This window comes from Paenibacillus sp. EKM211P (genome assembly GCF_011066175.1).
Lineage (GTDB): Bacteria > Bacillota > Bacilli > Paenibacillales > Paenibacillaceae > Paenibacillus > Paenibacillus polymyxa.
Window position 1 is genome coordinate 15,137 of record NZ_JAAMNS010000018.1, and the last position, 12,398, is coordinate 27,534.

General features: G+C 46.0%; 8 protein-coding genes. 3 read left to right on the forward strand and 5 right to left on the reverse strand.

The window, feature by feature from the left end:
* Together G9G57_RS21350 and G9G57_RS21355 are read right to left on the reverse strand one after the other, a co-directional pair.
* Complete coding sequence (locus G9G57_RS21350) at window positions 1–3,390, reverse strand: tubulin-like doman-containing protein (RefSeq protein ID WP_117289428.1); 3,390 nt, start codon at window positions 3,388–3,390, stop codon at window positions 1–3.
* A gap of 24 nt (window positions 3,391–3,414) precedes the next feature.
* Entirely contained in the window at window positions 3,415–5,217 is a 1,803-nt protein-coding gene (locus G9G57_RS21355) for a vWA domain-containing protein (protein WP_017428402.1), read from the reverse strand.
* Between the two features lie 301 nt (window positions 5,218–5,518).
* Here G9G57_RS21355 and G9G57_RS21360 point away from each other — a divergent pair, with 301 nt between their 5' ends.
* On the forward strand, window positions 5,519–5,671 hold the full coding sequence (locus G9G57_RS21360; protein ID WP_017428401.1) for a hypothetical protein: 153 nt from the start codon (window positions 5,519–5,521) through the stop codon (window positions 5,669–5,671).
* Entirely contained in the window at window positions 5,664–6,581 is a 918-nt protein-coding gene (locus G9G57_RS21365; protein WP_164965515.1) for a hypothetical protein, read from the forward strand. Before G9G57_RS21360 ends, G9G57_RS21365 begins: the two co-directional genes overlap by 8 nt.
* 137 nt (window positions 6,582–6,718) lie before the next feature.
* Here G9G57_RS21365 and G9G57_RS21370 read toward each other — a convergent pair whose 3' ends face one another.
* The 3 genes from G9G57_RS21370 to G9G57_RS21380 form a co-directional block, all read right to left on the reverse strand.
* Complete coding sequence (locus G9G57_RS21370) at window positions 6,719–9,475, reverse strand: PHB depolymerase family esterase (RefSeq protein WP_117289442.1); 2,757 nt, start codon at window positions 9,473–9,475, stop codon at window positions 6,719–6,721.
* Window positions 9,476–9,668: 193 nt separating this feature from the next.
* Window positions 9,669–10,799 (reverse strand): bifunctional cystathionine gamma-lyase/homocysteine desulfhydrase, encoded by a 1,131-nt coding sequence (locus G9G57_RS21375; protein ID WP_016821133.1) that lies wholly within the window; start codon window positions 10,797–10,799, stop codon window positions 9,669–9,671.
* 1 nt (window position 10,800) lies between these two features.
* Window positions 10,801–11,724 (reverse strand): PLP-dependent cysteine synthase family protein, encoded by a 924-nt coding sequence (locus G9G57_RS21380; RefSeq protein WP_016821132.1) that lies wholly within the window; start codon window positions 11,722–11,724, stop codon window positions 10,801–10,803.
* Window positions 11,725–11,977: 253 nt separating this feature from the next.
* Between G9G57_RS21380 and G9G57_RS21385 the strand changes: the two genes are divergently transcribed.
* The gene (locus G9G57_RS21385) at window positions 11,978–12,340 is read left to right on the forward strand and encodes a hypothetical protein (protein ID WP_090886962.1); all 363 of its coding nucleotides are present in this window, start codon (window positions 11,978–11,980) and stop codon (window positions 12,338–12,340) included.
* Window positions 12,341–12,398: the final 58 nt, after the last annotated feature.

Consider the following 12,398-nt stretch of genomic DNA (forward strand, 5'->3'; position numbering starts at 1 on the left):
TTACTTCAACTTTCTGCGGATGTCGTTTAATTTTCCAGCCATTTGAGCATAAAATGCATAAAGTTCCGCTCCATTAGCCAGCTCTACCTTTTCATATTCCAATTGATTGCGAGCCTCTGTATAAGTTGCAGCCAATTCATCCAACTTCGCCAGCAGTGGTGTAATATCCTCAGATGAAGTCAATACAGCATCACGGCGATCCGCTTTGCGCATTAAAGCTGCAAATTTCTTTTCTTCCAAACCACGGAAGTTTGTAAACACTTCAAACTCCACATAATTGCGGCTCTTCATGACGTTGGCAAACGGCTCCCACGCTTCTTCCTCTTCATCACGATCATAGACGTACAAAGCGCCTTTTTTCGTAATCGTGTCCGTGTAGAGCGCCTGAATGAACTGATCCAACCATTTTTCTTCATCCTGATATTTGCCCAGCAAAGCTTCCAGTTCAGCAGCTTTTGCTTCAATTTGTATATATTTCGCCAGCTCATCACGAACCACCTGCGTTAACTCTGGTGAACGGATCAGGTTTTCCTTCGCCATCTCTTCATTGATGCTGCCAAAGATGTCCTTGCTTCCGGCCTGTTCGAGCCCTTCAGCCAGTAGACGTTTCAGCTCAGACCATGCTCTTTTCACCTCGCCCAAATTCGGCTTGGATTCCTGCAATCGCATATCGTAGGCTACCAGTAGCGCATTCAGATCTAGCGCTTTTGAGCGAATTACAGTAAAGCGGCTGCTTGTATTTTGATCAACATCCTTCTCCCGAATTACGCCGAGTGACTTGGCACGGTCGAAGTCATTGCGAATGCGGGCGTTGTGGGCTTGCACACGGGAGTTGACGTAAGTTTCTCCCCATGACTTTTCAGGAATCGGCGACGGCAGATTCGTCCAGTTGTTCTGACCTGTCTGCACCAGATGTCGGCCAATACCTTCGCGGTCAAGAATGGTTTTCTCATAGCTCTCTTCATACACTTTGAGCGGCGTATATACAAACAGAGGAACACCATTACGCGTATTGAGCCAGAAAATCCGGTTACGGACTTCACTTTCTTTAATAGTAAAGTGCGATTTGCCAATTGCATTATTTTGATAATTGCGAACGCCCTTCAGGATATTAGGCGACTGTACAGGTACCGAAACGAATCCCCATGACGGGAAGTACAAATTGCCAGAACTATTGCTCAAATGGAAGACAGGTACAGCCTCCTCATCCAGCTTGCTTGCAATGTAACGCTCCACAAATTTTTCAATTGCTTCGTCCTGTCCGTATTTCATGACCAGGAAGTCTTCCATAGAACGGGTAATGAGATCACCGAATTTGTCAGTCAAGAAATTAGAAATCGAGCTGATGATATCCATATCCTGATCTTTCACCCATTGATCTGAATTTTCCAGCAATTCTTGGGCAAAATCACGGATCAAATCGTCACCATTGCGATTATCCAGCAGCTTGGTCACAACTTCCGAGATATCCGGTACACTTACCAGATTCCAATAGTACGTCTTGTTTCCTTTGTGATCGGATTGTTCCTCGCCGTTAATCAGCAGATCGCCGTTCTTCTCGAAAATGGCACTCAGTGCATTCAAAATTTCAGTAAATACATTATAAATGCGGTTATTTTCTTTATTTAGCAGGTCATACAGGTCTTCATAGAATTCAATGAGCTGCTCTGTACGTTCCACATCAGCCCGCAGCCAATATTCATTAATTTTTGCTTCAATGTATGCATTTTTCTTTTTATCCTTGGATACAAATGCACTCTTGGCATCACCCAGCTTCTCATTCGCCTGCTCACGTGCCCATTCAATATCCGTAGGAATACGGTGCAGTGATTCACGCAGCGTTTCAACATAGGAAAGCAGCATTTTCAGCAAGCTAAATCCTTTTTCAGTATAAATCATGCGAGATACATAAAACGGTCCTTGCTCGGGATGCAGGAACATTCGGCGGATTTGGTCTGTAAACTGTCCTGTAATTTCACCGGGAAGTTGTTTCTTCGCTTTGATATACTCTTCGCGGGCACGCGTCAGGAACGTTTGCTCCAGCTCAGTGTCCATATTGACTACTTGCATCTTAACAACATTGTTATAACTTAGCCGTTCACTGTTTTCAAAGCCTGGAAGCGGCTCAGGTACACGGGACTCAAAGTTTTTGATCATGCTATCCAGATCCACGCCCAGCTTGCGGGCAAACTTCTCTACATCCTCCTGATTTGGCGCTTGCTCAAACATTTTGGACATTTTACCAAACATCCGGTAAGCCAGATATGTCGTCATTTCCTCCATGGGCAGCACTGCCGAAGAAGCTCCGATAATATTGTAATCGTAGTTTGCTGGATACGCCTTATTCATTTGCGCGATGTTGGTACGAATGTTGCTGATATAGTCATGAATGGCGAATTCTTCGCCTGACTGTTTTTCCTCACTCGCCATAAAGTTGGTGATGTTCTCAGCGGTGACATTCATGCAGTAATCATAAGCATTTTCCAGCAGCTTGCCTTCTGTATTCGTAGCCGAAATAAGGTGACACAGATTAAATGGTGGCAGCGGCGAGTTTACAGTCAAAATGTTACCGTACTGTTGCTTAAAGCGTTCGCCACGACTGTCCACATTCATCCAGTAGTCCAGCTCTTTCAATGCAGCATAGCCGTTCTTTTTAATATATTCACGCGTATGCTCGCTCAGGCTTTTGTTCGCCAGATTAATATCGGGCGTGAACAGATAACCCAGTGTGTTAACACGGTCTACACCAGCGGAACCATAATCGCGCTCAATGATGCCTCGGACGATATATGAGATATCGAGGAAAGTACCACTTCCTGTACCGCCGGACAATCCAGACAGCAGGAATACCATAAGCTTCTTGTTGGTGCCTTCAGACAGGGTTTTGATTTTTTTGTCAATGCTTTGTACGACCTGATTGATTTTGGTGAACAATAACAACCGTCCAGCCTGACGCACCCCTGCCGCCCCGTTCATACCGTCGGTAATGCTCAGCTCAGGAGACAGCCAGTCAGTGATATATGGCTCTAGAATACTGCGGTTTTGCAGCAATCCACCGATTTCCGCATTGGATAGCAGTACAAACTCATTGATGGGGTCCAAACCAATCCCTTTGTATTTTTTGTTACGGTCTTGTTCATTCGTTTCAAAAGCGAGAAATTCTACATTATCCGGCTTCTCGCTCTTTTTCTTGGAAATCGGGTCTGCAGGCAGCTTGAATCTGCGGTTTATTTGATATTTCAAGCGGAGAAGAGCGTCAATCCCCGTTCCCCCAAGTCCGATAATTAAAATAGGATTATCAATGGTATCTACTCTGATCTTATCGCTTACGATCCCTCCGCCGAGTGATACGTCTAATTGTTGGATATGCTCTCTAACTACTGGTTTCATAGATATGACCTCCTAAGGGTTCGTTTAGCTGTTTACTGAAATAAACTCCAGTAAAATGGTTTTGTCCACACTAGCCAGCGGGATCGTCAGACGATCACCGTTTTTCAGTTCAAGACCGTTGCCTGTGTCTACAGCACGCCCGGATTTTTCAATCGTAATCTCCGGAGTGCTACGCACCACGATCCGATCCTGATTCGCTGGCGTGAACACGACCTTATCGGTTCCGGCAAATTCCGGCGCCAGTTGCAGCAACTGGTGTAAATTGAATTTGCCCCGGAAGGTGTTCAGCTTCTTATACTGCGGGTATGTCTTTTCGCCGGTATTTTCATCCCGGATTTCCAGTACGATCTGGCCGACAAAGCCACGATTAGCTTTTTTGACAGCCTTCCAGATGAAATATGCCGCTACCAGCAGAACGAGCAGTCCCACCCCTAAAAGAATGAGTGGCAGCAGCTTAGACTTCTCAGCAGGTGTCGTAGGCTGGGTTGTGCCAGTATTCGTACCACTCGCCGCCCCAGCTTTGGCGCTGATGGTTACAGGCTGCGTTTCACGGTAAAAGCTCTTCTCCTCTGCTCTGACGGTTAGTTCATAGTCATGCTCATCTGGAATCGTATAAGAGCCGGTAAAAGCATCCCCTGCGTTAGTTAGGGGCACTTCATTTGTTGTACCCGTATCAAGGTCTTTGACCTTCAGGACAGCATTCATATTCGCATACAATTCCTGATCCTGATACTGCTGGTTATTGCTCGTCAGATAGGAACGAATCTCTACCGTGTCACCTTTTTTGTATGATTTCGCAGGCGGTGCGTCCAGCTTCAACTCCAAATCATAGTTAAATACCAGATTAATATCAATCTTATCCTGCTGCACTCCCTTGACTTGAAGCTTCCAGTCGCCAGCTACAGGCTTGAGCAATTTAATCAGCGAGTAGCTTTTGGACTTGGACAGCAGTACATCGCTCGAAGGGATCGGCTTCGTATTGCCCGACGGGTCTATTAATCTCGCGTCCACTGGTTTCGAGGAAATAATTGAAATATTGGCTTCCAGCACGCTATCGTTTGGTACGGTTACCGTAACGTCCTGATAGTCGCCGTTGGCCGTAATGGACTGCAAAGGCACCACTTTCAATTTCAGATTGCTGGCGAAAATTTCACTCAAAATATTCGGCAGATCGTCCGCCGAGCTTGTAATAAAGGACTTGCCTCCCGTTTGCTGCGCGATGTCGGCGAGTTTATTCTTATTTAGCTTTCCATCTGCATTCAAACCGATGGTATAGATCGGCACACCGCTTTTTTTAGCCTCGGCTACAGCCTGCGCCATATCCTGAGTGGATTGGCTTTCAGTTCGACCTGTCGTCTTATTAAAATCGTTGTTACCATCAGCTAACATAACGATCATAGGCGCATGTCCGGCTGTTTTGCCATCCTGCAAAATACGGATCGCTTCCTTGACACCTACGGAGGTGTCAGTATACGCTCCCCGGTTCAGCCCGTCAATAAATGTCTTCAGTTCCTGCTTATCCGCTTCGGATGAAATATTAAGCAAGGCTTTCTCGCGTTGTACGACATCCGTATACGCTACAATCCCAACCTTGTCATTTTGCGTTGACAACATATCAATAAACATTTTCATGGCTTCATTGCCAATCTTCCCAGGATCACTGGTGTTCATCGAATTACTTACATCGACTACCAACACCGCATCCACTTTAGAAGCTGAGGGTGAAGCGGCATTCGCCGTCTGTGGCTGCCAGGCCGAAATCGAAGTCATGATCATTGTACATATGATTCCGATGACCAAAAACCATTTTCTGTCTCTACTAAACATCGCTTGTACCCCTTTGCCGATTAATTCTCATTCTAAATTACAGTTGTACTCCACTACTATTAAATTATAATGAGTTTTACATGAGCGCTAGCTGAAAATCCTGCCCGAACGGCCTGAATGCGACCAAAAAGCCTATTATATCGCGAGATTTTACCAATATCCTGCAGTAATGATATAATTATACCCCAACAAGGGCAATCGGGCACCAGTCTTCTCCTTTATACGACAAAAATAACCCTAGCGAAACCCACTCATGTAAAACAGTAAAAATAAAAATCTAAGCAGAAAGAGGAAGTACACTATGATCTCATACGGATGTTTGGCGATTATGTTTCTTTTTGTCGCCATTAAATCACTAATTTACTATATACATAAAAAACGCGCCCCGTCGATTGCACAAATCGACACCGAGCTTCTTGCGCTGCTGAATCGGAGAAGTGAGCACAATGAATAGTTCCAAGCAGGCTGTGCAATTTCGCCCCTTTACCCGCACAGAGCATGCCTTCCAAAAGCTGAGAGTCTGCAAGCGTTGCGGACAATTCACCGCCCTTTGGGAAGAGAAATGTACAGCATGTGGTCGGGATACGCTGGTTCCTGTAGAGCAATATGCTAAACTCAGAGCCAAACGTTATTTTCATAAAGACCTTGCTGTCGGCATTGCGTTGCTGGTTGCTTCTATCTTTTTCGCTCACTCGTCACAGCAAATGCTACTGTGCGGTATCGTCGGTGCGTTTCTCCTCCTGCCCTTGGTCCTTCTACAGCACCGCATTGTTCTTTATGAACAGCGTAGGCAGCTTATACGCCTATTCAGAGGCCGTATAGGACAGATCCAGGAAGGATTGGGCGTGAATCATAAGAACGCAGTTGCCCTGCGGCAGCTTAGTGAGCGTGTCTGCTATGAAATGCTACGCGAGATTGCCGTACTCATTCACAATGATCGGATAAGGCTCCAGCAGGTCGCTTTGCTGCAATCTTTTGTTCTCCGCAAAGATATGGAATTAACGCTCGATCCTCTTCTGATCAAAAGCTTTGAACCCCTTATGGTCAGATACATTGGAGAGGTTGCCAGACTCAATCGTGAGCTGATTAAGGACCGTACATTCCGATATGTGGTTTTTTATGAGCGTCGTATTTTGGAAATGGCCGGGGGCGAAGATATTCTCGTTCGCGTAGCCAGCGCAGCAGTCCGTAAAAAACGCTACGTAGTCACCCATGCCGCTTTCATCTCCAGATATGTTCGGAAGCTACCAAAGGAACGAATCCAACGTTTATATCATATCATTCAGGAGAATCCGTTAGAACCCTTTGGAGATTTGGCCGATGAAGTGAAGATCATGTACCTGATGGAGCAGTATAAAAGCTGAGCTGCCATAATGCCCTTTTATATATGACGTCATTACCATGACAAACCACTGCAATAAAGCAGCAAAAAACCGTCAGGATCGCCAATGTGCCTCCAGACGGTTTTTTTATATGGATTATGATAACACACTTGAATCTTTCATTGGCCTTGTAGCTTATGCTGCGCATGCCTAATGGAAGTAAAGTTAAATGCTCGTACTCCCTTGCTATCATACACAATAATCTCTTTATTCAAATACGGGTGTAGACCATTAAAATATCCGGGCATAATCAGTCTGCGCATAAAAAGGTTTTTACCCAGCAGACGGGGTGAATTGGTCGCTACCACAAGCATCTGCTGGGTTGCTGACCATGGGCTAGGCTGAATATATGACAAACAGTACTCGCCTGTCGTAAAATCGTCACCCCATGTATACCCGTCCTCGGTACATGCAATTTGAAGATGCGCTTGATACTTCTGAAGCAACTCATGTCTGGACAAGTCCGAAGTGATACAAATCACGTTGCTTTCTGCTAGCTCTTTCTCTGAAATATTATTAGAAGACACCACGGGATAATGAACACCAATGTACGGATTCCAGGTCGCTGTCCGCGGGCTAGCCAAGGCGTTCGCCGTCCGTCTCACCGCCTGCTCCTCCTCCGGTGTAGCATAGCTGGATGGAAGGACAATGTGAAGTCGATCCATATAAACGTCAAGTACACCCATACCGTGACTAGCACCATTTCTTCCCACGCTTTGCAAACCCGCAATACTCTTAGCTGAATCCGCATTTTTGGTGGAGTCTTCACTGCTCCCTCCCTCCCGTTCAGCAATCAAACGGTATTCGGGTGAGGGGCGTTTGTGCGAGTGTGTTTTAACAAAGCGAAAGCGGCTGTATTCTCGTAAATCCAACATGAAAATGCGGGCTCCAATACGAACCTGAGCGAGTTCCAAGGACATGTCCTCTTGCGAGAGATGAATCACAAATTCTTCTGCGTGAACAGCCTCAATATCCAATTCACCAGTGGAGCTCATTTCGCCATACAACTCCGCATATTCCTCGTTTTCATCCATGCGCGTCAGTTCCAGCCAGTAAGCCCGATTATGTCTGCCCCGTTCCGTCCGATAGGCAATACGCTGAGGGACGACATCTCTTTTCCATTGCATAAGCCAACCCAGTATGCCGTCCAAAAGTCTTAACTCATGCGTATCCCAATGATTAGACTGTCGCTCTATCACACCTTTAAAATGGTTCGATGAAAGCTCTGTTACAGGAGCTGTGTATGCTTGGGCAAATAAATAATCCTGGTCACCACATACATCTAATATTGGCATATTGATCAAATTTTTCAGATGCTTGGGATGTGGCGCCCCTGAGATTACTGCAATAGCTGCAAACCGAGAAGGATAAGCCTGTGCCATCGCCCAGGCAGCATATGCGCCATTCGAGTAACCCGTCAGATAGATACGTTCTTCGTCCACTCGGTACGCTTGCAGGATGACATCTAGTCCCTCCAAAAAAGCTGCTTCTCCAATATAACTGCCCAGCGTAACGCCACGACACGAAAAAGTAACAAATATAGCTTCGTCTTCCCAGCCCTGCCCAAAACCTCTATTCTGAAAATCTGGTAGCCCCAGCTCATATCGCTTGCCAGGTATTAGAACGATCAGAGGATACCGTCGCTCAGCCGTGTAGTTGCTGGGAAGCTGGATTGTATACCGTTGTAAACTATTGTCCAAACGGGAGACAAAAAAACCTTCGCCAATGCCGTCAGCCGTCAAAAAAATATGTTCTTTCTGGAGCACCGATGGGTGCTGTGACTGTTCGGTATGTCCATGCATAAAAATTTGTTTTAATAGCTTGATATATTCACGCACCACCCGTGAATCCCAGATTTCAAAAGGATCTTCCGGCAAATCCGTTAATCTTTTTAATTCCTCAAGCAGGCCCTCTATTTGTATTTTCTGCGCAGAATGAAGAACATCTTTAGCGCAGACTTGAATGAAATGATCATACTCTTCCTGTAAGCACTCCACGACGACTGACAAAGGCCGCACAAGTACCGAATACACAAAATGATGTTCTACGGCCTCATGATCCCGATATGTAACGGTGAAGTGCAGCATTCCCGTCTCCCTGGCCTTCTCCTCATCCCAAGCGTAGCTTTGCTCCTGCTCCCAATGGGCTGTAAACCGATCCAGCTTCATACCTTCATCATTCGTTACCTCGACCCATAACGTTTGATCTGAGGGAAGAAGTATCCGATCCTTACGCAGCAAGTAAAATAGGATCGGGCTGTTTTCTCCTTCCCTGCCAGCACTTTGCTCAACTTCTAACCAAGCCATATGATTACGTATATTACGCTCTACGAATTCACGATGCAGTTCTATCACATCTGGTTCATCGCATACCTGATTTCCACTGATACGAATAGAACGAGCCTCATCAGGAATAAACGCAGCAATGATAACGACCGTGTGGTCACCTTCCTCCAGATATAAGCGAAAGGGACCAGATTCTGCATATACCAATGTTCCATCTATCCAAATTTGTCCAGTTCCTTCAAACGGTCTGAAAATCACTTCCTGTGCTGTCATACAACGTAGATTTGAAACCAGCAAAAGTCTTTCTTGTTCAGCCAAAGGCGGAAAAACACCTAGATTCAGTTCAGAGGTCCGGGGATCAAGCTCGGTCAATAATCGGCATGCTGCCCTTCCCCCTGCTGAAAGCTCGATTCCATCTTCACTACAAGCCTTTTCCAAATTCCATTCCTCATGCGTAAAATGACTAGACCATTCCCTGCCCACACCACAATTTTCCGGAAGCTCGACTGGACCGACTGCATAAGCAGACGCCAGACGTACCGGATGATCCAACAGCACAGTAGTTGCCTTTTCCAGATGTGTGAACCTCATAACATTCCCCCTCCAGGTTTTTGTTTCCTCAGAGACGTAGCCGCGTTATATTCGGTTTAACCTTCAAATGAACTATATAAAACTATTCGTTGCCACCTCTATGTACTCCTTTGTGCTTTCCAAAAAAGAAGCTATTCTCACAACAAAAAAGAGGCAGCTTCTGCCACCTCTCTGGATCATTATGCTTATTTTCTTACAATGCTGATTGCAAGTCTTCGATCAAATCCTCCAGATCTTCAATCCCAACCGAAATCCGTACCAAGCCCTCGGTAATACCTAGCTCTGCGCGACGTTCTGCGGGAATGGAGGCATGCGTCATACGTGCCGGAACGCTAATCAGACTTTCAACCGCTCCCAGGCTCTCAGCCAGTGTAAAATACTGCACTTTTTTCAGGAGGGCAACCGCGTTGGCATCGCTACCTACATCAAACGAAATGATGCCGCCAAAGCCTTCAGCTTGAGTTTTGGACAGCTCGTGCTGTGCATGGCTTTCCAACCCAGGGTAGTACACCTTACTAACCTTCGGATGCTTTTCCAAAAAGGCTGCAATTTCCTTTGCATTTTTCTCGATTGCTTCCATACGCAGACCCAAGGTTTTGATACCGCGGATCAATAACCAGGAATCCTGCGGGCCGAGAATACCGCCAATGGCGTTTTGCAGAAAATGAAGCTGCTCGCCCAGCTCTTCACTGTTGACTACAGCCAAACCGGCTACAACATCGCTGTGTCCACCCAAATATTTGGTTGCCGAGTGAACGACGATATCAGCCCCGAGTGTAATTGGCGTCTGCCAGTAAGGGGTAGCAAATGTATTGTCCACAATCAATAAAAGCTCATGCTTTTTCACCAGCTCTGAAACTGCGCGAATATCAGTAACTTTCAACAGCGGGTTGGTTGGTGTTTCGACATACAATGCCTTCGTATTAGGACGAATTGCTTGGGAAATAGCCTCCAGATCAGTTGTATCCACAAATGTGGACTCAATCCCGATCCGACTAAGCACCTTGCTTACAATACGATAAGTGCCCCCGTATACATCATCGGTTAACAAAATATGATCCCCTGCTTTAAACAAGGAAAATACTGCATGAATCGCTGCCATACCGGAACCGAAAGCAAAACCACGTTTGCCTTCCTCCAGTTCCTTGATCAGCTCTTCCAGTGCAAACCGAGTCGGGTTGCCTGTACGCGAATATTCGTATCCCTTATGAACGCCGATTTCCTCTTGCTCATAAGTACTTACCTGATAAATAGGAACGTTAACCGCACCAGTATGAGGATCGGTAGGGAGTCCACCGTGAATCAGTTTTGTTTTGCGTCTCATTTTAAATCCCGCCTTCATATATTTTTTTGCTCAGATAACGTTCACTGCTATCTGGGAAAATGGTGACAATATGTGCACCATCCGGTGCGCTCTCTGCTTCCAGTAAAGCAGCGTGCAGGGCTGAACCGGAGGAACTGCCGACGAGAATACCCTCACGTTCCGCCAGTTCCTTGACGCGGTTGAATGCGTCCACATCGCTAATGGTATGAATGGCATTAAAAAAGCCTTTGTCCACAAACTCAGGGATTAATTCCATGCCGATCCCTTCTGTTTTATGAGGGCCTGACTCGCCACCATTCAGAATGGACCCTTCAGGCTCTACGATGACCGTTTTAATGGCTGCATTCTGCTCCTTAAGATAACGCGAGGTTCCCATAAATGTGCCCCCAGAGCCTGCTCCTGCCACAAATACGTCCACTTTTCCGTCCAGATCGTTCCAAATTTCAGGTCCCATTGTCGTATAATAAGCCTCTGGATTATCAGGATTGCTAAATTGCTGTGGCAAGTATGCGTCTTTGATTTCAGCAGCCAATTGCTTTGTTTTTTCAATGGCTCCCTTCATCCCCTCACTTGTCGGGGTATGAACGATGCGTGCTCCCAATGCCTTCATCAGGTCCTGCTTCTCCTGGCTGAACTTCTCTGGCACAGCAAAAATAACCGAGATATCATAATGAAGCGCGGCCATCGCAAGACCAATACCTGCATTGCCTGCTGTTGCTTCTATTAAAGTCCCGCCCGGCTTCAACTGGCCTGTCTTTAACGCTTTTTCAATTAGAGCCTTTCCCACCCGGTCCTTCACGCTGCCGCCGGGATTCATAAACTCCAGCTTGGCGAACAGGCGAATTCCTCTGGGTAGAGAATAGCTATTCAGCTCCACTAATGGCGTGCGCCCGATGAGTTCAAGGGTATTGCGATATACATTCATAATTTCAAGCTCCTTTTAATGGCGAATCCAAAATAAACCAACGGTCAAAAATTAGCGCCCATTGTCGGAGAAATTCGCTGTCTTCTCCAAAAACATAGTAATGCGGTAAGTATTGATGCAATAAGATTTTATGTGTATTTGAAGCTTTTGTCAAATGGACCAGTCACAACACCCACACCCTTGATATCCTGCCTCGATATGATGGAGAATAATCTCTCAAAATTCCCTTTTCTAACATAGGAGGATGCTATCTATGGGTAAGCAATGCTTAAAGATAGCTGCCGTATATTTTGCCCTCGGTGCGCTGCTCAGTGCAATCATTGGCGTGTCGGGTGATTATAGCCTGTCCCCTATTCAGTCTCATATCCATTTACTGGGTTGGACGACTCTTGGGATCATAGGTCTAATCTATGTGGCCTTTCCTGCACTTTCAGTTACGATTTTGGCACGTATCCATTTTTGGATACATAACATCAGTCTGCCAGTGTTGATATTGGCGATTATAGGTAAAAATTACGCGATTGTAGAGGCTGGAGTGTGGAGCGTCATAGGATGGGTCTTACTGGCAGCGGGTATTATGCTATTTATGGTGAATATGTGGGACAGACTGCGTTAGAGCACATAGGTTCACTTCACTGGTCATAGAAAAAAGGAGCCTGGTCATTGCCAAGGCT

Excerpts from the sequence above, each read along its gene's own strand:
- G9G57_RS21350 (WP_117289428.1), bottom strand. The coding sequence starts at position 3,390 with ATGAAACCAGTAGTTAGAGAGCATATCCAACAATTAGACGTATCACTC.
- G9G57_RS21355 (WP_017428402.1), bottom strand. The coding sequence starts at position 5,217 with ATGTTTAGTAGAGACAGAAAATGGTTTTTGGTCATCGGAATCATATGT.
- G9G57_RS21360 (WP_017428401.1), top strand. The coding sequence starts at position 5,519 with ATGATCTCATACGGATGTTTGGCGATTATGTTTCTTTTTGTCGCCATT.
- G9G57_RS21365 (WP_164965515.1), top strand. The coding sequence starts at position 5,664 with ATGAATAGTTCCAAGCAGGCTGTGCAATTTCGCCCCTTTACCCGCACA.
- G9G57_RS21370 (WP_117289442.1), bottom strand. The coding sequence starts at position 9,475 with ATGAGGTTCACACATCTGGAAAAGGCAACTACTGTGCTGTTGGATCAT.
- G9G57_RS21375 (WP_016821133.1), bottom strand. The coding sequence starts at position 10,799 with ATGAGACGCAAAACAAAACTGATTCACGGTGGACTCCCTACCGATCCT.
- G9G57_RS21380 (WP_016821132.1), bottom strand. The coding sequence starts at position 11,724 with ATGAATGTATATCGCAATACCCTTGAACTCATCGGGCGCACGCCATTA.
- G9G57_RS21385 (WP_090886962.1), top strand. The coding sequence starts at position 11,978 with ATGGGTAAGCAATGCTTAAAGATAGCTGCCGTATATTTTGCCCTCGGT.